Annotated in this window: 12 protein-coding genes; all 12 read left to right on the top strand. The window is 48.5% G+C overall.

What is annotated here, in order from left to right; all coding sequences use genetic code 11:
* Positions 1-153 precede the first annotated feature (153 nt).
* The 12 genes from C7460_RS03840 to C7460_RS03785 are packed head-to-tail and all read left to right on the top strand — an operon-like array spanning position 154 to position 24202.
* A complete protein-coding gene (locus tag C7460_RS03840) occupies positions 154-1551 on the top strand; it encodes a hypothetical protein (protein ID WP_147302843.1) in 1398 nt (465 codons plus the stop codon).
* 23 nt (positions 1552-1574) lie between these two features.
* Positions 1575-2978, top strand: coding sequence for a cadherin repeat domain-containing protein (locus C7460_RS03835; RefSeq protein ID WP_147302842.1), 1404 nt, complete (start codon positions 1575-1577; stop codon positions 2976-2978).
* Positions 2979-2983: 5 nt separating this feature from the next.
* Positions 2984-6007, top strand: a complete 3024-nt coding sequence (locus C7460_RS03830; protein ID WP_170147873.1) for a SusC/RagA family TonB-linked outer membrane protein — start codon at positions 2984-2986, stop codon at positions 6005-6007.
* Between the two features lie 58 nt (positions 6008-6065).
* Positions 6066-7631, top strand: a complete 1566-nt coding sequence (locus C7460_RS03825; protein ID WP_221409439.1) for a RagB/SusD family nutrient uptake outer membrane protein — start codon at positions 6066-6068, stop codon at positions 7629-7631.
* 6 nt (positions 7632-7637) lie between these two features.
* Positions 7638-9287, top strand: coding sequence for a glycoside hydrolase (locus tag C7460_RS03820; RefSeq protein ID WP_115866746.1), 1650 nt, complete (start codon positions 7638-7640; stop codon positions 9285-9287).
* Positions 9288-10829, top strand: a complete 1542-nt coding sequence (locus tag C7460_RS03815; protein WP_115866745.1) for a glycoside hydrolase — start codon at positions 9288-9290, stop codon at positions 10827-10829.
* A gap of 3 nt (positions 10830-10832) precedes the next feature.
* A complete protein-coding gene (locus tag C7460_RS03810; protein ID WP_115866744.1) occupies positions 10833-13610 on the top strand; it encodes a sugar-binding domain-containing protein in 2778 nt (925 codons plus the stop codon).
* Positions 13603-15099 carry a sulfatase family protein gene (locus C7460_RS03805; RefSeq protein ID WP_245986168.1) on the top strand — a complete coding sequence of 499 codons (1497 nt, stop codon included), beginning with the start codon at positions 13603-13605 and terminating at the stop codon, positions 15097-15099. Before C7460_RS03810 ends, C7460_RS03805 begins: the two co-directional genes overlap by 8 nt.
* Positions 15100-15110: 11 nt before the next feature.
* Positions 15111-16511, top strand: a complete 1401-nt coding sequence (locus C7460_RS03800; protein ID WP_115866742.1) for a sugar porter family MFS transporter — start codon at positions 15111-15113, stop codon at positions 16509-16511.
* Positions 16512-16555: 44 nt separating this feature from the next.
* The gene (locus tag C7460_RS03795) at positions 16556-19894 is read left to right on the top strand and encodes a DUF5107 domain-containing protein (protein WP_245986167.1); all 3339 of its coding nucleotides are present in this window, start codon (positions 16556-16558) and stop codon (positions 19892-19894) included.
* A gap of 1 nt (position 19895) precedes the next feature.
* A complete protein-coding gene (locus C7460_RS03790) occupies positions 19896-21455 on the top strand; it encodes a sulfatase (protein WP_221409438.1) in 1560 nt (519 codons plus the stop codon).
* 5 nt (positions 21456-21460) lie between these two features.
* Entirely contained in the window at positions 21461-24202 is a 2742-nt protein-coding gene (locus C7460_RS03785) for a sugar-binding domain-containing protein (RefSeq protein ID WP_115866740.1), read from the top strand.
* Positions 24203-24224 lie beyond the last annotated feature (22 nt).

Raw genomic sequence — 24224 nt, 5'->3', positions numbered from 1 at the left:
TTTCAATTGATTGTCAATGTCATAATTTTGGAATTCATGATCAGGTGAAAACTGAAATATTTATGATTTAACAGTGGTTAAATTAGTAAAGTGGAGGTGTTTGCCATAATTGGTACCTAATACTAAAAGGAGTAAAAGTCAAACTAAAAGTCTATGTCACATTTGAAAAAAACATGTTGGTTACTGGGGGCTTCGATCTTGCTAATCGTGCAGGCATGTACCGAAGATAACCCGGACGTTTCTTCTGAGCCTACGCTGGCTTTGCAGGAAGTTGTGACCAGTTTGCCTGGAGAGCAAATGGTCGTGAGTGGTCTGATTTCGGACCCTGCTGGTATTACCAGCGTTAAAATAGAATATCTGAACTGGTCACTGAGTAAGGTCATCACTCTCGAGGAGGTACCTACTCAATATGACTTCTTATATGAGTTTGCAGTACCTGCAAATGCAGAGCTCAACTCCACACACGATTTCACCATAGAAGCGACTAACCAGGGCGGCATGATGAGCAGGTCCACCGTGCAGGTAAGCCTTTCGGCTGACAATGATGCACCTGCTGTCACAATAGCAAGTCCCTCTGATGGTGGTACTTACATCGCCGGGCCAGGCAGTGAGTTTACACTTGCTTTTGATGTTGCAGACCCATCAGGCCTTGCTTCGCTAAAGGTTGTAGGTGGAGGACTTTTTGAGTCTATCGAACTTACAGGCAATGAGTATTCATTCAGTCGAGAGCTGGATTTTGCCATTGCAGGAACGGTAAAGTTTCAAATCACAGCGGCTGATGCTAAGGGCAATGTAAGCACTACTACGCTTAGTGCGAATGTAGAAGAGTCACTTACTTTCTCGGCCATGTATTTGGCAGATGTAGAAACCGAGGACGCCATGACCGCTGATGTATTTGGAGTGCCGCTACCTACAGAAAACAGTACCAATGAGGGTGAGGAAGGAAAGATCTTTACCGTAAAATACTATAGCCCTGCGGCCGGTACTGCTGTTCGTTTTGTACCTCAGAAGAGCTCCTTTGAGCCATTTGTCTTTGGAGCAGCTGCAGAAGGAGCGCTTGCCCTGAGTACGAATGGTGAAGTAGACCCGATCACGCTTCCAGCGAAAGGATACTACGAAATTCAAATCAACCTCATAGGGATGACTTACACCACTACAGCCTATGAGCCTACTGATGATACTTTTGATTATGTGCAGATGATCGGTACAGGAGTAGAAGTAGAAGGGCAAAGCACGTGCAGTAGCAACGCTGACCCGTCTACAGAGCAGTGCTGGCACTTTGGTTCTGGTAAGCGCCTGACCAAAGATCCTGAGAATCCTTACCGCTTCACCGGTCAGGTAACCCTAAAAGATCAGGACAATGGCGGAAGCAATGGCTTTATACTCAATGCCAATGATGCCGGGTGGAGCCCATTCTGGAGGTTCAACGCCGAGGAGCCGTCTATAGCAGTACCAAATGGCGGTACGGACTATACCTATACGGCCGATCAGCACGGTACCTATCAGGTGATTTTCGATACCCACCTCAACCGATTCCAGATCAAAAAATAAGCACCACGAGAACTACTAAGACAATGAAAGAATCAAGAAATATATATGCCCTTTTAGGCTTTTTCTTCCTTGCACTCACGTTTGGTTGCGTGGAGGAAGGCTTTGAGCTCCCGGATTCTGAGGCTCGCATCGTCAACCCTGCAGTTACCAGAGCATTGCCAGGAGGTACTGCACAGGTGTCAGCCTCTATTACGGACCCGGTAGGGTTGGGCACGGTCGGCATCCAGTATGCTGCCTGGAACCTCAACGAACAAATAGATGTGGCTGGAGCCACAAGTTATGATTTGCAATATGAGCTAAACGTACCTGCTGAAGCAGAATCAGGCACAAGCCATGATATCGTACTGGCGGTGACCAATACCAACGGAGTGTCCGTACAAGATACCCTGAAACTGATGCTCAATAAGGACACGGACGGACCAGCCATTATCAATAATACCACCACGGGTATCGTTTTTATGGTAGATGGCAACGACGTGACACTCGACCTGAAAATCGAAGACACGGAGGACATTGCCACACTTACGGTGAAAAACGAAATTTTCTCCGATGAAGTGGTCATCAATGCAGTATCCTTTCAGTACAAGCAAAACCTCAATTTTCTGAAAGCCGGAATTTATGATTTTGAGGTGGTGGCAACGGATGTAAGTGGCAATACCACTACGGAGGTAGTAACGGTAGTGGCTCAGGAGCCATTTGAGCAAATGTACCTCGCAGATGTAGCTACGGATGCAGACCTGCAGGCAGCACTTATGGGTGTGCCAGTTCGTACGGAAGCTACCACCGACGCACAGTTAGAAGGAAAAGCATTTACGGCACGTTATTACAATGCCGCTGCGGGTACGGAAGTGCGTTTTATTCCACAAAAGGATTCCTTTGCTCCACTCGCAATTGGAGCGGGAGACGCAGCGGGTACGCTGGCTGTAGCCGGAGATGCCTCGGTGACACCTATCGTATTGTCGAAAGTGGGCTACTATGAGATTGCTGTGAACCTGGACGACATGAGCTATACCGCTCAGACCTATACGCCGGAGGACAGCAGCTATGCCTACACCATGGTGATGGGCACAGGGGTAAAAGTAAATGGAGCCAGCACCTGTGAGCAAAATGCAGATCCATCGGTGACCCAGTGCTGGCACTTTAAAAGCGGTAAGAAACTGACCAAAAGCGAGTCAAGTCCTTACAGATTCTCTGCTGACCTGGAATTTTACGATCAGGATGAGTCCCGCGACAATGAAGGAGGCATGATTCTCGGAGCCAATGAAAGCGGATGGAGCGATTTCTGGCGATTTGACAATGGCGAGGAGCCAGAAGCTTCCGTGCGCAACGGAGGAACCAATTTCAACTTTACCAACGATCAATTAGGAACCTATGAGTTCATTTTTGATACACATCTCAACTATGTACGCCTAACTCCTAAAAAATGATGAAAATGAAAAGAAATAGTCTATTGACGCTTGTTGCAATGCTCAGCACCATCATGGCATGGGCACAGCAGCAGATAAGCGGAACAATCACGGCAGATGGTGAGCCTTTACCGGGTGTCACCATCCTGGAAGAAGGAACCACCAATGGTACCATCACGGATATAGAAGGGACCTATACGCTAAACCTGCAAGGAGAAGATCCTATGGTAGTGGTATCCATGGTAGGATTTAAGACCACAAGAATTGCCGCAAAAGGCAGGGTTGAAATCAGTTTGGATCTGGAAGAAGATGTGACGGACCTGGAAGAAGTGGTGGTGATCGGATACGGTACCGCTACCAAGAAGGAGATCACTTCATCCATCAGTACGGTAAAAGGTGAAGACCTTACCAAAATGACTGTAGGCAATGTGTCAGAGTCTATGCAGGGACTTGCGTCAGGTGTGCAAGTGATCAGCGGAGGCGGTGGCCCGGGCGCATCACCACAGATTTTGATCAGGGGTATCGTGACCAACCGCAGTACAGCTCCATTGATCGTTGTAGATGGGGTAGCATTGCCTCAGGGGTCTAATTTGAATTTTCTTAACCCATCGGATATTGAGAACATTCAGGTCCTGAAAGACGGATCAGCTACTTCGATCTATGGTACGCGAGCATCTAATGGTGTCATTATTGTCAATACCAAGCGAGGAAAATCTGGAGAAGCAAAAGTGACTTTTAGTGCATCCTACGGACTTAAAGGGCTGGACAAGCCCGAAGTGGCGGATGCCAATGAATATGCACGTGTGGTCAACCAAAGAGCTGCAAATGATGGCTTGCCAGAACCTTATGACCTTAGCACTATCACTGAGTCTACAGACTGGTGGGAAGAAGTGTATAAGGATTATGCAAGTGTAGAAAACTATAACCTACAGGTTTCTGGAGGTAGCGAAAAGCTTAACTATCTATCGAGTGTTGCTTACCATAAATCTAAGTCACACCTTGAAAAAGGGTACTGGGAGCGTGCTACAGGACGAGTAAACATTGATTACTCTATCAGCGACAAGCTCTTTTTGCAGCAGGACTTCAACCCGCGCTATGAGCACTGGGAAAATACACCCAATCAGTTTTGGAGCACACTAAGAATGGACCCGCTTACTCCTGTATACATTCCTATAGACGAGCGCCAAGGCCGAAACGAGTACAGCATCTATGCCCGCTCTAACAATTACGTTTGGAATCCGGTGGGTGCTGTGAACCGTTCATTCAATGAGACGCATTTCTTTGGAGTATTCTCCAATACCAACCTGGAGTACGATATTACAGACTTCCTTTCGGTATCCTCACGAATCGGTTTGAATTTTGGTCAGACACGAAACGAGGTGTTCAATCCCAAGTTTGTAATTGAACCCAACCTGGAAGAAAACCAACAAAGTAGTGTGGCTACCCGTTTTGATCAGAATTTTAGCTATGTGTGGAACAACCTGATCAAATTCGAAAAGTCCTATGGTAAACACAAATTAAACGCGACCGTGGGGTATACTGCCGAATATTACCAGGGGCATTACCTCAGAGGCAGTCGCTCTGATATCATCCTCAACGACGAAAAGTTTCGTTATCTGGATGCCACCACCGGTGAGTCCATTCAGGCCCAAGGCAATATGAATGCCAATTCGCTGATGTCATACCTGGGCCGTGTGATGTATAACTACGACCAGCGCTACTTTATATCTGGTTCGTACCGACGTGACGGTTCTTCGCGATTTCCTGTAGCCAATCAGTGGGCCAATTTCTTCAGTGCATCTGCTGCCTGGGATATTAGTAGCGAGTCGTTCTTCAACCTGCCATTTGTCTCTGGGCTAAAACTTAAAGCCGGTTTCGGGCAGGTAGGAAACCAAAACATCCCATCTTCAGCATTCCTTTTCCTCGTGTCTGACGGAAGCTATGTATTTGGCGAAAACGAGGATCGGGTGATCACCAACCAAATCACGCAGTTTGGTAACTCAAACCTGCAGTGGGAAACCGTTCAGGATATCAACGTGGGAATAGAGTCAGGATTCATGAATGACAAACTTACACTTTCGGTAGACTACTACGTAAAGGAGTCTAAAGACCTGCTTTTTGCTACCACGCTTCCGCTCTATACCGGAAGCCCTAGTGACATCATGCAAAATGTAGGAAGCTTCGAATCGAAAGGATTAGATATTTCCCTGGGTTATAATGACAAAATAGGTGATTGGCAGTTGAGCGCTCTTGCTACGTTAAACACCAACGAGAGCCGTGCAAAAGCGCTTGCTCCTGGTAATGACCAGCTGTTGGCTCAAAAACAGGCAGTCTTTGGTAACAGCTTCCTGAAGATCACTGAGCTGGGCAAAGTAGTGGGGCTATTCTATGGCTATGAGACCGATGGCCTTTTCCAAAATCAAACCGAAATCAACAGCCACTCCAGTGACAATGGCAAGCTCGTACAGCCTGCAGCGCAGCCTGGAGATATGAAGTTTGTAGATCAAAACAATGATGGCGAACTCAACGAGGAGGACCTGACCATCATTGGTAATCCGTTCCCTGACTTTTATGCAGGCCTAAATGTTTCTGCTACCTATAAAAACCTGGACTTTACCATGCAGTGGTATGCTTCTGTAGGCAATGACGTCTACAACTACATGAAGTACTTCCAGACTTCAGGTGCAGGCGAAACCAACGTTCGCAAAGGACTCATCGATGAGGTATGGACAGAATCCAACCCAGATGCTACCATCCCTCGTCTTACGGTGACGGACCAAAACGGCAACTTCAAACGCTCTTCGGATTATTTTGTAGAGGACGGTTCCTATGCGCGCCTCAAAAACCTACAGGTAGGCTACACCATCAATTCGCTGAATGCGGCCAAAATAAGACTCTACGTGTCAGGCCAAAACCTGTTTACGATCACCAAATACAGCGGCTTTGACCCTGAGGTGAGTTCCGGAGGCATTATCAATGGGTATGGAATGGATTTCGGGCGCTACCCAATGAGCCGTACGTTCGTTTTGGGCCTTGACTTAAACTTCTGATCTGAGTATGAAAAGACCAATGAAAAAATCAGATCTAAGACTAAAAAACATGTCAATTATGAAAAAATTATTCTTCGTATTTGCGGTGGTGCTGCTAAGTGCCTGTGAGGACTTTTTGGATGAGCCAGTGCGGTCAAAGCCTACGCTCACTGAGATTTTTTCGAGCCAGGAGTCGGTAGAGGCTTTTGTAAACGGTGCCTATGATGGCATCATGGAAAACGACTGGTGGCAGATCAACTTCTTTCGCCAGATTACCGACATGGCTACAGATGACTGCTGGGCAGGAAATACCGAGCAGTCTCGTCCAGACATCCTTACCATTGCCCATTATGACAATGTGGATGTGGGCTCTACCTATTTTATGAATTTCTGGAACTATCAGTTTAGAGGAATCACCCGCTGCAACCTGATCATTCAGGAAATGGACAATGTGGATTTTGATGAAGACCTCAAAAACCGCTACAAAGGGGAGGCTAAGTTTCTTCGTGCTCGTTTCTACTTTGAGCTGGTCAAAAACTTCGGTGGTGTGCCCATTATCACCACGTTTGATGAGCTCCTCAAATCAGAAATCCGAGAGTATGTACGCCAGCCCGAGGCGGAAGTTTGGGCTGTGATTGAGCAGGATTTGATAGATGCTGCCGAATTGCTTCCGCTTAAAAGCGAATATGCTTCCAAAGATCTGGGAAGAGCTACCAAAGGGGCAGCCCAGGCGTATTTGGCAAAGGCTTACCTCTTTCAGGAAAAATGGCAGGAAGCAGCGGATATGGCCAATGAGGTCATCACCTCTGGTGAGTATCAGCTGGAAACCAGTTTTGATGATGTGTGGAGTGTGACCAACCCCAATGGAGTGGAGTCGATCTTCGAAGTGCAGTACAGGTCAGATCCTACTTTCCGAATTGGCGGTGTATTTGGTGTGACTACCGGATCACGCGAAGATGGCGGCTGGAGCTGGTGCGTGCCTACCAGTAACCTGGAGCAAGCTTACCTGGAAGAAGGCGACAACATTCGTCTGCGAAATACCATCATCAAGCACGGTGAGCCGGTCTATGGTGATCCTGAGGTGACGGAGTTTGATGCCGGACTGTCACGAAACAAGTCTGCACGTATCAACCGCAAATTCTACATCCCTACAGAATACCGGGAGACTCCATACAGTCCTCGTAACCTTCCGCTCAACCACATCCTGATGCGCTATGCAGACTTGCTTTTGATCTACGCAGAAGCCTCTCATTTTGCTGGCAATGAAGGTGAGGCACTTGCCAAACTAAAGATGGTAAGAGATCGGGTGAACCTCACCACGGATATGTCTCTGACTGGCGATGCCCTGAGAGATGCTATCTGGAAAGAGCGCCGACTGGAGTTGGCCCTCGAGCAGCACAGACTTTATGACCTCCGCAGACAAAAGGTAAATGGTGTCCCACGAATAGCTACCGTCATGGGACCCGAAGGATCATTTGTGAAGTACAACACTCAGGAGAGCACCGACGAATTTGAGCTGGGCAACCTCCGCGAGAAGCAAAGCAAGGGCGCCACATTTGATGTAGACAAGCACATACTGTGGCCAATCCCCCACAGTGAAATCGTACTCACAGAAGGCAGAATCGAACAAAACCCTAATTACTAATCATAGATGAATTTTAAGCAGCTCAAGTTTTTATCAGTGATCGTTGCGGTAACACTTTTTAGTGCCTGCGACGATGACTTTACAGATCCCAATGACCCGAAATTTGGAGGTGGCGACAAGGATGAAAAGGGGTTTGTCATCGATATATCACAAAAGCACCAAACGATGCACCACTTTGGGGCATCGGATGGCTGGTCCTCAGAGATTCTGGGAGAAAACTGGCCAGCTGCCGATCGTGAAATGATCGCTGAGCTGCTGTTTAGCAGAGATTTTGATGCCAATGGGAAGCCCAAAGGTATTGGGCTTTCCATGTGGCGAATCAATGTAGGCGCTGGTAGCGCCAACATGGAAAACAGTGGCTTTGCCGCCAATGGGTGGTTTCGGGAAACCGAATGCGCCCTGCAGCCAGACGGCACCTATGATTGGGAAAACAATCAGGTAGGTACGCGCTGGTTTATGAAAAAAGCCAAAGAATACGGAGTGGAGTATTTTACCGGATGGTCTACATCGCCACCGTATTTTATGACCAAAAACGGCTACACGTTTCGTACTCCGGGTGTTCAGGGGCTCAACCTGAAAGAAGATAAGTACGATGACTTTGCCAATTACCTCAACACGTTTATGGACTACCACCGGGAGCAAGGTATTCCGATCGACTACCTGAGCATCATCAATGAGCCCCAGTGGCCCTGGGAGGCCGAAGTGGGGCAGTCCAAGCAGGAGGGTAGCTACTGTACCAATGAGGAAGCTTATAACCTGGCCAAAGCAGTAAATGACGTGTTTCAGGCCGAAGGTCAAAGTACCAAAATGCTGCTGACCGAAGCTGGTGATCTTCCCGTCATGCACAGCTATATATCCAAACATGCAGCTACATCAGATCAGGTCAATGTCTTTTGGAACCCAGCCAGTGACAAATACCTTGGTAGCCTCTCTAGCGTAGCACCTTTGATCGTAGGACATAGCTATTGGTCCAATGGCTCGGTGGAGGCAGCCATCCAAAACCGTACTGCACTACTACAAAGCACTCAGCAAGTAGGTGTAGATTTTTGGCAAACAGAATACAGCCTGCTCGGCTCCGCCTACCAGGAAGGGCGCAACCCAGACAACATGAAGGAGATTGACTACATGCTGTGGCTGGCACGTATCATCCACTGGGATGTGGCTTTGGCCAATGCCACGGGATGGAATTTTTGGACAGCATGCAGTGCTTCAGATTGGGGAGATCATGCCAACCGATTTGGACTGATTATCTGGCTTTCTGATGTGAAAGACCGCTCTTCTTCATCAGGTACTATTAAGATTTCTCGCCAGACATGGACACTTGGCCATTTTAGCCGGTTTATCCGCCCTGGCTACCAGCGTGTAGAACTCAAAAACAGCTTGTACACTACTCAGGCAAAAGCTTCACGCAACTTGATGGCCTCCGCTTACCTGTCTCCGGACAGCAAAGAGCTGGTAATGGTCATGATCAACTATGGTGAAAAGGACGAAGCACCCAAGTTTGAGAACTATGGGGAAGGCCTGGCATTCGAAGGAGATCAGGTGACTACTTACACCACTACCCAAAGTAAGGACATGTTTCCGGCTACTGTGGCGGTAGATGAACTTAAAGTTCCAGCCAAATCAATAGTCACAGTGGTAGCAAAATTGAAGTAAATGATGGTAAGCAAGAGGTTAGGTTTGGTGTTACTTTTTGCAACGGCCCTTTCATTTGGGGTCGTTGCCCAAAAGCAACTGGTGATTGACGCCACTCAGGAGTTTCAGCCTATAGATGGCTTTGGAGCATCTGATGCCTGGCGCACGCAGTTTGTAGGTGAAAACTGGCCAGAACATAAGCGTGAGCAGATTGCAGAATTGTTGTTTAGCAAAGAGCTTGACGCAAAAGGCAACCCTAAAGGAATCGGTTTGTCCGTATGGCGTTATTACATCGGTTCGGGGAGTACCGAACTGGGGGATAGCTCGGATATCCAAAACGAATGGCGCCGGTCGGAGTGTTTCCAAAATGCGGATGGCACTTATGATTGGACCAAAAACAAAGGTCAGGATTGGTTTCTACGTGCGGCCAAACGACATGGTGTAGAAAAATTTCTGGGATTTTCCATAGCAGCGCCCGTTCATATGTCCATCAATGGAAAAGCGTATTCCATAGGAGGAGATCCGCGCATGAACATCAAGCCAGGAAAATTGGACGACTATGCGACTTACCTTGTGGATGTGCTCGAATACTACCATCAGCAAGGCATCGCATTTGACTGCCTCAGCCCATTCAACGAACCACAGTGGGACTGGTCCAATCCGCGTCAGGAAGGAACGGCTGCCACAAACGAAGACATTTACCTCTTTGTAAATTACCTGTCCAAAGCTTTGGAGAAATCCAGATTGGAAACGGAGCTTTTAATTGGAGAAGCAGGCAAAATCGACTTTTTGTTTGAAGAGCATGGTGATGAAGCTCGTGGCGATCAGATTGATGCATTTTTCAACCCTGACTCACCCTTGTACCTTGCAGATTTGCCACGTGTGAGTCCTTTCATTACAGGTCATAGCTACTTTACCACCTGGCCGCTGGATACCCAGCAAAAGACCAGAGAACAGCTCAAAAGCAAGTTGGCACAGTATCCAGACCTCAACTATTTGCAGACAGAGTTTTGCATACTGGAAGAATCTCCAGAAGTAGGATCCGGCCATAAGCGTGATCTGGGCATGAACACTGCGCTTTATGTAGCGCGAGTCATTCATTCAGACCTTACCGTTGCTCAGTCACAGGGCTGGGAGTGGTGGACCGCACTTACCACCTTTGATTACAAAGACGGGCTGATCTACCTGGATACTGGTGATCCCGATGATTTATTTAATCGTGACCGAATGAAACAAGATGGAGAGGTGCGTGAGTCCAAGCTGCTTTGGGCCATGGGCAACTATGCGCGCTTTATCCGTCCGGGTATGGTCCGCATTGCTGCAAATCTGGAAGGTGCAAGCGATTCCTTGCAAGTTTCTGCTTACAAGGATAATTCCGATGCAGTCATTGTGATCAACAATCATGAGACCTCAACGATCACGGTTGATGCCCCTCAGGGATTTCAGGCTACAGCTATGTATGTAACAGACGATAAGCGAAACCTTGAAAGTGTACGCCCGGGTAGAAAACGACTTCAAATTCCAGCCCGATCTGTAGTGACATTAGTAGGAACTATTGACTGATAAATGAATAAGCATTTACATATCGCCCTTTTGATTTTTGCATGCCTGGTTTATGGACTGTCCTTTGGCCAAAGCCATGATTTATCCGGCACATGGAATGTTCGCCTGGATTCGCTGGATCGTGGCGAGCAGGAGCAATGGCAGGCCGCTCGTTTTGAGTCGCATTCCATCGCTTTACCTGGTTCCCTGCCTATGTCGGGCTATGGCAATGAGGTGGGCATCGCTACCCAATGGACAGGAGAGATATTGGATAGCTCCTGGTATTTTGCTCCAAAATATGCCAAATACCGAACACCTGAAAACATTAAAATTCCCTTTTGGCTACAGCCCAAAAAGCACTACGTGGGTGCTGCCTGGTATCAGCGGGAAATCACGCTGACATCAGCTGGCGATTATCGACTGTTTTTAGAAAGACCACATTGGCAGACCAAAGTCTGGATCGATAACCGTGCAGTAGGAGCGCAGAACTCTCTGGCTACTCCCCATGAGTTTATACTCAAGGATCTGGAAAAAGGCGCGCATGTGATCACCATCAAAGTGGACAACCGACAGGACAGTGTGGACGTGGGCAACAGTGCACACAGCCTTACGGACAATACACAAACCAACTGGAACGGTATCGTGGGAAGCATGGAGCTCACTGCTCTCCCAGCAGAACACCTGACCTATGCTACAGTGCGGCCCGACGTGAAAAATGGAGCTGTACGCGTGCTGCTTGCTGCTAACACCGGAAATGCAGCCGTGAATGTCATCGTCAGTGACCCTACAGGACAAACAGTGGTTAATCAGAGGCTACAGGCAGATAGCAGCTGGCAATCGATAGACTTGCCAAAACCAATTCAGCTTTGGGATGAGTTTAGCCGGAATCTCTATACACTTACGGTTACGGTGCCTAGGAGCGAAGTATCGAAAACCATGCGTTTTGGGATGCGAAGCATCACCCGGCAAGGTCGGCAGTTTACACTCAATGGGCAGCCGATATTTCTGCGAGGCACGCTGGATTGTGCCATTTTTCCGAAGACGGGATATCCTCCTACTGACAAAAAGGAATGGAAGCGAATTTTTCAGACCGTTCAGGATTACGGTCTCAACCATGTGCGTTACCACTCGTGGTGTCCGCCAGAGGCGGCCTTTGCGGCAGCAGATGAGATGGGCGTGTATTTGCAGGTAGAGGCGTCTTCCTGGGCCAATACACCTACCTCTACAGTAGGTGATGGTGCTCCGATTGATGCGTACATTTATCAGGAGACTAAAGACATTCTGGATACCTATGGCCATCACCCATCGCTTTGTCTGGTGGCCTATGGCAATGAGCCTGGTGGCAAAAACCAAAAAGCCTATTTGGCGGACTACATCGATCATTTTAGAAGTTATGATCCCGATAAGCTCTATACCAGCGGTGCGGGATGGCCTTTCGTGCCCAATGCTGATTTTTATAATCATGCAGGTCCACGGATTCAGCACTGGGGCGCTGGGCTCAAAAGCCCAATCAATAGTCAGCCTCCAAAGAGTACCGACGATTACGATGAGCTGATCGAGTCGATAGCCATGCCCTATGTGAGCCATGAGATGGGCCAGTGGTGTGCCTATCCAGACTTCAATGAAATACCGCTTTATGACGGAGTGCTGCAAGCCAAAAATTATGAGATTTTTCAGGAAGACCTGAAAGCAAAAGGACTCGGTCACCTTGGTGATGACTACCTGAAAGCCTCAGGAGCACTGCAGGTGCTGGGATACAAGGCCGATATGGAAAAAGCATTCCGCACTCGGGAGATGGCCGGTTTTCAGTTGCTTGGGTTGCAAGACTTTAGCGGCCAGGGTACGGCCACAGTAGGGGTGGTCAATGCCTTCTGGGAGCCAAAGCCTTACGTTTCCGCTGCAGCGTTTCGGTCATTTTGTGATACCACGGTGCTGCTGGCAAGGTTTCCGAGATTTACCTTTAGCAATGCCGATACGTTTGATGTAGCGCTGGAACTGGCTCATTTCGGTAGCCAGCCGATCGAAGGAGTAGTGACCTGGCAGGTGGCGTCTCAAGATAAAGTCCTGGCAACGGGCAGCATTGCACTTGAGCCATTTAATCGCAAGCTAGCGGTGCCGGTAGGCAGTGCTCAAATGGAGTTGGCCCAAATAACATCCCCACAGCAGCTTACCCTCACGGCTACCATAGGCCAGAAAACGAATGAATGGAATTTTTGGGTGTACCCCGCTCTGGAAACCGAGCAAAAGATCTACACGACCAATGTGCTGGACAAACAAGTAGAAAAACGTCTACGCAAAGGCGGTAAAGTGCTCTACTGCATACCTTCAAATATGCTTCGTGCTGAGGCAGGTGGCAATGTAGGTGTGGGCTTTTCCAGCATCTTTTGGAATACCGCCTATACCAGCGGGCAAAAACCGCATACCCTGGGCGTGTTGGCTCAGCCGGACCATGCAGCACTGAACTTATTTCCCACCAGACCACACAGCGACTGGCAGTGGTGGGGCCCCATGACCGGAGCATCAGCCATCAATTTGGATGCCCTTCAGGCAGATATCCAACCCATCGTTAGAATCATCGATGACTGGTTTGAAAATCGAGATCTGGCCCTCCTTTTTGAAGTGAAGGTGGGCAAAGGCAGCCTTTTGGTGAGTGGCGCAGACCTGATCAAGTCTGAAGAACTGTCCTCGAAGCAATTGCTCAGGAGTTTGCAGCAATACATGAGCAGTGAGGCTTTTCAGCCAAAAGCGGAGGTGACACTGGATCAAATAAGAGACTTAACGAAATCAGAAGCGGATGAGTAGTAAACGAATGATACTGTTGATGTTGCTGGCACCATTAGTCTTGCTGGCTTACGGCCAAAAGCCCAACATTGTATTGATCTATGTGGATGATTTGGGCTATGGAGATATTGGTGTCAATGGAGCCATCGGTGTGAAAACCCCCAATGTGGATGCCCTTGCTGCTCGCGGTATCAACTTTACCGATGCGCACTGCGGCGCTTCTACCTGCACGCCCTCCAGATATACTTTATTGACGGGCCGTTACTCTTTTCGCCGCAAGGCTGGCATACTTCAGGGCGACGCTCCACTGATTATCGAAACAGATAAAGGGACCTTACCCAAAATGCTGAAGGAAGCCGGTTACACTACCGGAGTTGTAGGTAAATGGCACCTTGGGCTGGGCGACGGTCAGGTAGACTGGAACGGAAAAGTGGCTCCTGGGCCAAAAGAGGTCGGTTTTGATTATAGCTTTTTGATCCCATCTACTGGAGACCGGGTGCCTTGTGTGTACCTGGAAAACCAACAAGTGGTGGGCCTGGACCCTAAAGACCCGATTACGGTGAGCTACCGGGATGTTTTGGATGATTTTCCTGTAGGACGCGAGCATCCTGAGTTGCTCAAGCAGCACACAGAGAGCTACCACCTCGGTACGGTGATCAATGGCTATAGCCGCATCGGCTATCAAAGCGGAGGGCGCTCCGCATTATGGGTAGATGAGCAGTTTCCTTTTGTTCTGACTGGAAAGTCAAAAGCGTTTATCACTAAAAACGCCAAAAAGCCTTTTTTCCTCTATTTCTCTTTGCATGACATTCACCAGCCCAGAGTACCTAATATTCAGTTTGTGGAGAGCAGTAGCATGGGGCCACGGGGTGATGTGATTGCTCAGATGGACTGGTGCGTAGGGCAGATCATACAAACGCTCGATAGTCTAAAACTGACAGAAAATACGATGGTGATTTTCACCAGCGACAATGGCCCGATTCTCGATGACGGCTATCTGGATTATGCCCGAGAGCTCGTAGGCAACCATCGGCCGGCAGGACCTTTTCGTGGTACGAAATATTCGGTCTATGAAGGAGGCACGCGAGTGCCAACCATCGTGAGCTGGCCGGGTAAAGTACAGCCTGGCGTGAGCTCCGCACTGTTAAGTCAGGTGGATCTCTATGCATCAATTGGGAAGCTGGTGTCTGGAAATGTGCAGGACGCCACCGACAGCCAAGACAACCTCTCAGCCTGGCTAGGGGAGACGGAGCGGGGCAGGGAGTACTTGCTGGAAGAGGCCTATACGTTTGGCCTTCGTCATGGTAAGTGGAAGTACATACAGGCTAAGCCCAGTCCAGTGCCGGGCTGGATCAGTGAAAAATACGTGGATCCGGGATTTTACCCTACGGCACAACTTTTTGACCTGGACAAGGATCCTTACGAAACGAATAATCTGGCTGAAAAATACCCGGAAGTCACTTCCAGACTAAGTAAAAAGCTCAACGAACTACTGAATACAGAACAATAAGCACTATTTGAATGGCAAAACAGCAATACAATATCTCCTACCTTCTGGCGCTAGCCCTTACCTCTGCGATGGGTGGCCTTCTTTTTGGTTATGATTGGGTAGTGATCGGTGGGGCAAAGCCCTTCTACGAACTGTTTTTTCAGATCAAGGACTCTCCCGGCCTGCAAGGGTGGGCTATGAGTAGTGCGCTCGTAGGGTGTATAGGTGGAGCCATGCTGTCCGGCTCGGTTTCTGATAAATACGGTCGCAAAAACCCACTGATTGTAGCAGCATTTCTGTTTATTGTTTCAGCCTTTGGAAGTGGATATACCGATGATTTTACGATGTTTATCATCTACCGACTGATCGGTGGAGTGGGTATCGGACTGGCGTCTACGCTTTCACCTATGTATATCGCCGAGATCTCCCCAGCGGAACTGCGGGGCCGATTTGTAGCCATCAATCAGCTGACAATTGTCATCGGGATATTGGCGGCACAGATCACCAATTACCTCATTGCTGATCCAGTAGGGGCTGCAGCTACGGATGCCGAGATCTTGGCTTCATGGAATGGTATTACTGGCTGGCGCTGGATGTTTTGGGCCGAGCTGGTGCCTGCAGGAGCTTTCTTTCTCCTCATGTTTGCCGTGCCGAAAAGCCCTCGTTTTTTGGTGAAACTTCAGCAGCATGCGGCGGCCAAAGGCATACTCACCAAAGTAGGAGGGGAGCACTATGCCAGTACCGAGCTTGCGCGTATTCAGTCGTCCTATAAAGAGCAAAATGATTCGGTACACTGGCGCGAGCTGTTTTCTCCCAAAGTAAAGCCTATCATGGTGCTGGGCATCGTGCTGGCAGTTTTTCAGCAGTGGTGCGGTATCAACGTGATCTTTAATTACGCAGAAGAAATTTTTAGCAGCGCCGGCTACAGTGTAGGCGACATGCTGTTCAATATTGTCATTACAGGCAGCGTAAACCTGGTCTTTACACTTGTTGCCATGCAAACCATCGATGGATGGGGGCGGAAGAAACTCATGCTTATTGGCTCTGCCGGTCTCGGCGTAATTTATGCAGTACTAGGGTTGAGCTACTTCATGGGCTGGACAGGTCTGCCGATCCTTATACTGGTGGTAGCAGCCATTGCCGTCTACGCCATGTCACTGGCCCCGGTTACCTGGGTGGTGTTGTCAGAGATTTTTCCCAATCGCGTCCGGGGGCTAGCCATGTCCATAGGTACATTATCCCTATGGATCGCCTCCTTCGTGCTCACTTTTAGTTTCCCCTTACTCAACTCCGCACTCAATGCCTTCGGTACTTTCTGGGTGTACAGCATCATTTGTATAGCAGGCTTTCTGTTTATCAGAGCTCGATTGCCTGAGACCAAAGGGAAATCCTTAGAAGAAATCGAAAATGAGTTTGCCTCTACTGAAAAGTAGATCGACAATAAAAAATGAATTGATAGAATCAGAAAAATATAGTTATGGTTAAATCCTCAATTTCCAAGCAAACAATTCCAACCTACGAACTAGGTAAGTCGGAAATCAATCCCGTATTTTTTGAAAAGCGCGTGTACCAGGGATCATCTGGCAAAGTTTATCCCGTGCCTTTTATCGATAAAGTATATGACCAGGCTACACCCAAGACCTACAAAACTGCCACGCTCGAAAACGAATATGTGCGACTCAAAATGTTGCCCGAGATCGGTGGCCGCATTTTCGAAGCACAGGACAAGGCAAACAATGATTACGACTTTTTCTACCGACAGGAGGTCATCAAACCGGCCTTAGTAGGCTTGGCGGGCCCATGGATCAGTGGTGGCGTGGAGTTTAACTGGCCACAGCACCATCGTCCGGGCACATACCTACCCACCGATGTGCATGTAGAAAAGGAGGCAGACGGAGCCAGCACCGTGTGGATGTCGGAGTACGACCCCATGTACCGGCTAAAGGGCATGCACGGCATTCGCCTAAAGCCGGGCAGTGCTCTGGTGGAGCTCAAAGGGCGACTTTTTAACCGTACCCCACTTACCCAGACGTTCTTGTGGTGGGCCAATGTGGCCGTAGAAGTTCATGAGGACTATCAAAGCTTCTTTCCACCGGATGTGCATTACGTAGCGGATCACGCGGTACGCGCTATGAGTAGTTTCCCCTATGCCGAAAATCATTATTATGGCATTCCTTATCACGAGCGTCCGGGGAGAAATGACTTACGTAAATATGAAAACATCACAGTACCGACTAGCTACATGGTTTGTGATACGAAATACGACTTTTTCGGAGGCTATGATGCCAAAACAGAAGGTGGCTTCATCCATGTGGCCAATCGTCACATAGCGCCGGGCAAAAAGCAATGGACATGGGGAGATCATGAGTTTGGCAGAGCCTGGGATCGTGAGCTTACCGATGAAGGCGGACCATACTTTGAGCTGATGGCGGGTGTTTACACTGACAACCAGCCAGACTTTACCTATTTGCTGCCTTTCGAAACCAAAACCTTCTCACAGTATTGGTGGAGCTATAAAAAGCTTGGCCCCGTACAAAATGCCAATAAAGACGTGGCAGTACGAATGGTACCGGTCCAGGGCAATCAGGTGGAGCTAGGTGTGGCAAGCAGTAGCCCGCTGGAAGGCTTGAAAGTGATCCTTCAGATCGGTGACAAAGTAGAAGAGCTCAACAACATAGCCACTAGCCCATCCGAACCCTGGATCAGCAACAGGTCATTCGAGGCGGGCGAGGAGAAGCAATTGAGTATAACCGTCTTAAATGAGGCAGGCAAAACGCTCATTAGCTACCGTCATGAGGAGGTAGAAAAGGTGCGCGACAGAAATCAGGCCTTTGAACCCTTGCAGCCAGAAGAAGTGGAAAGCTCGCTGGAGCTGGATCAGATTGGAGAGCATCTGGAGCTTTATCGTCACCCTACACGCTATCCAGAACCTTATTGGGAGCGTGCCATTGAAAAAGACCCACGTAATTACAACGCGCACATTTCACTGAGTAAGGTGAAGATTAAAGCGGGACTTTTTGCGGAGGCGCAGACATATGCGGCTCAGGCGATGGAAATATTGACCACCTATCATCCAAATCCATCTACTGGCGAAGCACACTACTACCATGGGATGGCGAGCTACTACCTCAATGAACTTGAAGTAGCTTATAAGTCCTTCTATAAAGCCACCTGGAACTATGAGTGGAGGGCGTCCAGTTACTACATGTTGGCCAAGCTGGATGCACGTAAAAAAGATTTTGAAACCGCACTGGAGCATTTGGATGCTGCCCTGGTGACGAATACTCAAAACAACAGTGCTCATATTTTGAAAGCGGTGGTATTGTCTTCAATGGATAAAAAAGATACCGCTATCCAAGTACTGGAAGATTTGTTAGTCATTGATCCGCTGGATCAGTGGGCCAACTTTGAGTTGGGCGTACTGCAAGGCAGCTTTGAAACCTTTTTGAGCTCCAGCCGAAACGATGCACAGACCATCATTGATTTGGCCTTTGAATATGCGGAGGCGGGATATTTCGAAAGAGCCATACAGCTATTGGAGCTTCATCATGCCAACGAGGTGCCGGAGTGCGCAGTGCCCAACCCAATGGGCAAGTCGGCAATGACCCGTGTGGTGCTGGCATGGTGCTACCTGGCCATCGGTGAGGAGGCCAAAGGAGATGAATTGCTAAGTACAGTTGCCAAAGAGTCCTTTGATTACTTTTTCCCATCCAGACTTGCAGAACTTCAGCTACTGGAGTGGATCTCATCCAATAAACCAAGCTGCGCGATGGCGGCCCATGGTCTTGGGAATTTTTACTTCAACGTAAAGCGCCATGAGGATGCCATTACTGTTTGGGAGCAAGCCGTGGCACTCGGGAGTAAGTATCCTACGCTGCACCGAAATCTGGGTATCGCTCATTGGAATGCACATCAAGATGGCAAGAAAGCGCTGCAGTATTATCAGCAGGCAGCAACTTATGCTCCGGATGATGCGCGCATTCAGTTTGAGTATGATCAGCTGCGTAAGAAGAATAACGAGCAGCCTGCCGAGCGGTTAAAAGCTTTAGAAGAAATAAAGGAGGTAGTGCTGAATCGTGATGATTTTAGTGTAGAGCTAGCCGCACTGTACAACTATACCGATCAGTCGGAAAAAGCACTTGATTTGATGACGAGCCGGACTTTTCACCCATGGGAAGGTGGGGAAGGCCAGGTACTAAGACAGTATACCTATGCTTGCCTAAACCTTGGTCAGCAAGCACTGCAGTCAGACGATCCTGCTCGTGCGTTGGAGTATTTCAATCAGTCGATCGATACGCCAGACAACCTCGGAGAAAAGTACCACGAGCTCCAGGCCGTAGCACATATCAACTACTGGAAGGGTATGGCCCACCGAGCCTTAGGCAATGAAAGTGAGGCGACGCGTTGCTTCACGGCGAGTGCTGCGGAGCAGGGTGATTTCATAGATATGGCAGTCAGCGATTTTTCCGAACTCACCTATTATAAGGCACTGTCACTGGAGGCTCTTGGTAAAGGTGTGGAAGCACGTGCTATTCTTGAGGATATGTACAAATTTGCTAAAGCTAAGCTTTCGCAGGAAGCCAAAATCGATTATTTCGCTACCTCACTACCGTTGTTGCTAGTCTTTGAAGACGACATTCAAAAGCGGAGTGATATGGATGCGTATTATTTGATGGCTTTGGCACAAATCGGGATGGAAAACCTCGAAAAGGCCAATGCATACCTCGACAAAGTTTTAGCATTGAGTATTACACATGTAGGGGCTAAAGACCTGAAGGGAAAAGTTTCTGCGGGTCAGCTTCTCAACCAAAATTGAAATGATGAAAAACTTATTTGTACTTGTTTGTATTGCAGTGCTGGCCATTTCCTGTGCACAGGAAAAGCAAGCACCCAATGTACTCTTTATTCTGGCGGATGACCTGGGCGCACATGATTTGAGTTATGCTGGTTCTTCGTATTATGAATCTCCGAATATCGATCAGCTAGCTAGTCAGGCGATGGTGTTTGAGCAAGGATATGCCGCAGCACAGGTCTGCAGCCCGTCCAGAGCCAGTATCCTTACCGGGCAAACTACTCCGGTACATGGGATTACAGACTGGATAGGAGCTTTAGCTGGAGAGCAATGGGGTGAAAAACATCCATATACGCGCATACTACCGCCAGATTATGCTCATGCTTTGGACACTGCTGCGCTTACCCTGCCGGAGTTATTTCAGCGCAATGGGTACACTACTTTCTTTGCAGGAAAGTGGCACCTGGGTTCCAAAGGATCATGGCCAGAAGATCATGGCTTTGAGATCAATAAAGGGGGATGGGATTATGGAAACCCTCGTGGAGGGTATTTCTCACCATACAAAAACCCGAACCTTGAAGATGGCCCGGATGGTGAAAACTTAAGTGAACGACTTGCGGAAGAAACAGCTGCATTTATTCGCTCGAAGAAAGATGAGCCATTTTTTGCCATGCTGTCGTTTTATGCAGTGCACGGCCCTATTCAAACTACTCAGGAATACTGGCAGAAGTACAGGGACAAAGCCCTGGCTCAAGGACTAGACTCCAGCGGTTTTGAGATGGAGCGCAGGCTTCCCATTCGGACCATCCAGGACAATGCCATCTACGCTGGCCTCATACAGCACATGGATGATGCCGTGGGTATTGTAATGGAAGAGCTAAAGCGTCAGGGCTTGTTGGAAAACACAATAGTAGTCTTCACTTCAGACAATGGCGGGGTAGCATCCGGTGATGCCTACTCCACTAGCAATGCACCGCTCCGCGGTGGTAAAGGCTACCACTGGGAAGGAGGCATTCGCGTGCCTTACCTGATCAAAGCCCCGGGAGCCAAGCCCGGCAAAACAAGTGTGCCGGCCTCTGGGCAGGATTTCTATCCCACAATCGCAGCATTGGCTGGCTTGACCATTCCTGAGGAGGTAGTACTCAATGGTGAAAATCTGGAGCCCGTGCTGAAAGAGCAAAGTATAGCAGATAGACCACTGGTTTGGCATTACCCTCACTATGGCAATCAGGGTGGAGATCCGGTTTCTATGATGCGTAAAGGACAATATAAACTTATTTACTACTGGGAAACCGATGAGGTGGAGCTTTATGACTTGCACGCTGATGTAGACGAGCAGCGCGATATCGCCAAAGAGCAGCGTGACCTGGCAAGTCAAATGAAGAATGACTTATTGCTATACCTCAATCTTCATGACGCTCGCTTTCCAGTAGAAAACCCTCATTTTTCTGAGGACGAACTCACTGCTTACAATAAACGAGTAAGAGAGAAGCTCTTGCCTGCATTGGAACGCAACAGATTGAAAATTCTAAAAGACGACTTCCAGCCTAATAAAAACTGGTGGGGAAGCGCCACAAAAGATTAATACACATGATAAATAGAACCTTTTTACAGTTAGCAGTACTAGCCATTGCCCTTGTAGCCCTGATAAGCTGTGGCCAGGAAAAGCGCACTGCTATAGACCTCTCAGGAGAATGGACCGTGAAGCTAGATCCTAAAGCTCAAGGACAGGCAGAAAAATGGTTTACTGGAACACTCAACGGCACATCGATTTCCCTTCCGGGTACACTAGATGAAGCGGAAATTGGTACGCCCACAACGCTCAAACCGGAGCTCAACAACTATGTGCTATCTCACCTCACACGTAAGCATAGCTATACAGGAAAGGCCTGGTATCAGCGCAAAGTGACGGTGCCAGCATCATGGGACGGCAAGCAGGTGCAGCTCAAGCTCGAACGAGTACTTTGGAAATCTCAGGTTTGGGTGGATGATCAGCGTGTAGAAGGCTTTCAGGAGAGCCTGATTACTCCACATTACTTCGATCTTTCTAGCTATCTCGGTCCTGGCGAGCATACCTTGACCGTACTGGTAGATAACTCCAACGATTATCCGGGCATCAATGTAGCTGGCAACAAATACCCTGCAGCTGAGGATAAAGACATGGCGCATGCTTATACCAACCATACCCAAATTAAGTGGAATGGCATTTTGGGAGAGATTTCCTTAAAGGCTACTTCCGGAGTGGAGCCTGAAGTGGTGCAGGTATATGCAGATACCGAAAAGCAACAATTGAAGATAAATGTAAGTGCTTCTCAAAAGGTGAATGAAGCGGTGAAGGTGTCTGTTTTGAAAAATGGTAAGGAGATACTTCAAGCGAAAGGTCAGACCGATGCTGGAGTATTTACCACGACCCTCGATGCTACAGATTTGGAGCAGTGGGATGAATTTAATCCTGTAGTCTATCAGTGTAAAGTGACGATGGGTAGCGAAAGCAAAGTGGTTGATTTTGGCTACCGCACCGTGTCCAACGCCAATGCACAGCTGACAATCAATGGCCAGCGCACGTTTATGCGTGGCAATCTGGAGTGTGTGATTTTCCCGGAAACGGGCCGCCCTCCGATGCAAACATCTGAGTGGACCTCACTAATGAAAATGGCCAAAGGCTATGGTCTCAATCATTTGCGCTTTCACTCGTGGTGTCCTCCAAAGGCCGCTTTTGAGGCTGCGGATCAGCTGGGAATGTACCTGCAGGTGGAGCTTCCCTTCTGGAACCTCAGCGTAGGGAAAGATCCCAAAACCAATGACTTCCTCTATCAAGAGGCACGCCACATGATTCGTGAATATGGCAACCATCCGTCATTTGTGTTTTTCTCTACCGGAAACGAGCTGGAAGGAGACACCCTTTGGCTCAACGAGCTGGTAGCTAAAATGAAAACATGGGATAATAGTCACCTGTACATGACTACTACTTTTTCCTTCCAAAAAGGTGTAGGGGACATGCCGCAGCCAGAGGATGAGTATTTCGTGACCCAGTGGACCAATAAAGGCTGGATCAGAGGTCAGGGAATATTCAATGCACGCGCCCCGCATTTTGATAAGGACTATCGCAATGAAATCGACCATATCGATGTGCCGGTGATTTCGCATGAGATCGGTCAGTATTCTGTCTACCCGGATTTGTCCGAAATTGAAAAATATACTGGAGTCTTGCAGCCCCTCAACTTCATGGCGGTACGTGATGACCTGGAGCGTAAAGGCCTGCTGAAGCATGCTGCTGACTTTACGCAGGCATCGGGTGAGCTCGCTGCATTGCTCTACAAAGAAGAGATCGAGCGTGCGCTCAAAACACCGACTTTTGATGGCTTTCAGCTATTGCAATTGCAAGATTTCCCTGGTCAGGGTACTGCGCTTGTAGGTCTTCTCAATGCCTTTTGGGAGTCCAAAGGTATGATTGATAGCACCGAGTTTGCGCAGTTTAGTGGGCCGGTGGTTCCGCTTATCCGCTTCCCAAAAGCGGTCTACGCTTCGGGAGAAACATTCGAAGCTGAAGTACAGGTGGCCAATTTTTACCGACCATTTGCCGCGCAAAATATCACGTGGCGCATCTTTTCTGATGAGGCCGAACTAGGGGCAGGGACTTTCAGTTCCTCTGAGATTCCGGTAGGTAATGAAGCTGTGTTCGGTTCGATCAGCCAAAAACTGGAAGTAGCTCAAGCGTCCAAACTGACCGTAGAAGTGGCCATCGAAGGTACGAGCTACAAAAACCAATGGCCTATCTGGGTGTACCCAAATGCTGATTCTGAAGAAGGGGACGTTCGCTACACCAGATCACTGGATCAGGCGCTACAGTGGCTTGCCAAAGGCGAAACCGTACTGCTCAATCCGCCAGTAGATCAACTCAGAGGCGTTACCGGAAGGTTTGTACCCGTGTTTTGGAGCCCGGTGCACTTTCCTGATCAGCCGGCTACCATGGGAATTCTTTGCGATCCTGAGCACCCGGCACTAGCAGATTTTCCTACCGAATTCCACTCCAACTGGCAATGGTGGGATCTGTGTATCCAGTCCAAATCTTTGATACTGGATGAAGCGGGTATCGAGCCAATTGTGCGCGTGGTGGACAATTTTGTCACGAATAGAAGCCTGGGAAACCTCTTTGAAGCCAAGGTTGGAAATGGGAAGCTGTTGTTTTCGGCGATCGATTTACAGGATGATCTTAATGACCGACTTGTAGCGCGCCAGTTGAGAAATAGCCTTTCCAGCTACATGAACAGTGATGCCTTTGCTCCAAAGCAGGAACTAACAGCAGGGGACCTTAAGACACTTTTTAACTAACGACAACCGTCATTTTATGCTC

The sequence above is a fragment of the Marinoscillum furvescens DSM 4134 genome (genome assembly GCF_003386095.1).
GTDB classification, from domain to species: Bacteria; Bacteroidota; Bacteroidia; order Cytophagales; family Cyclobacteriaceae; genus Marinoscillum; species Marinoscillum furvescens.
This window is presented reverse-complemented; position numbering and strand designations above follow the sequence as displayed.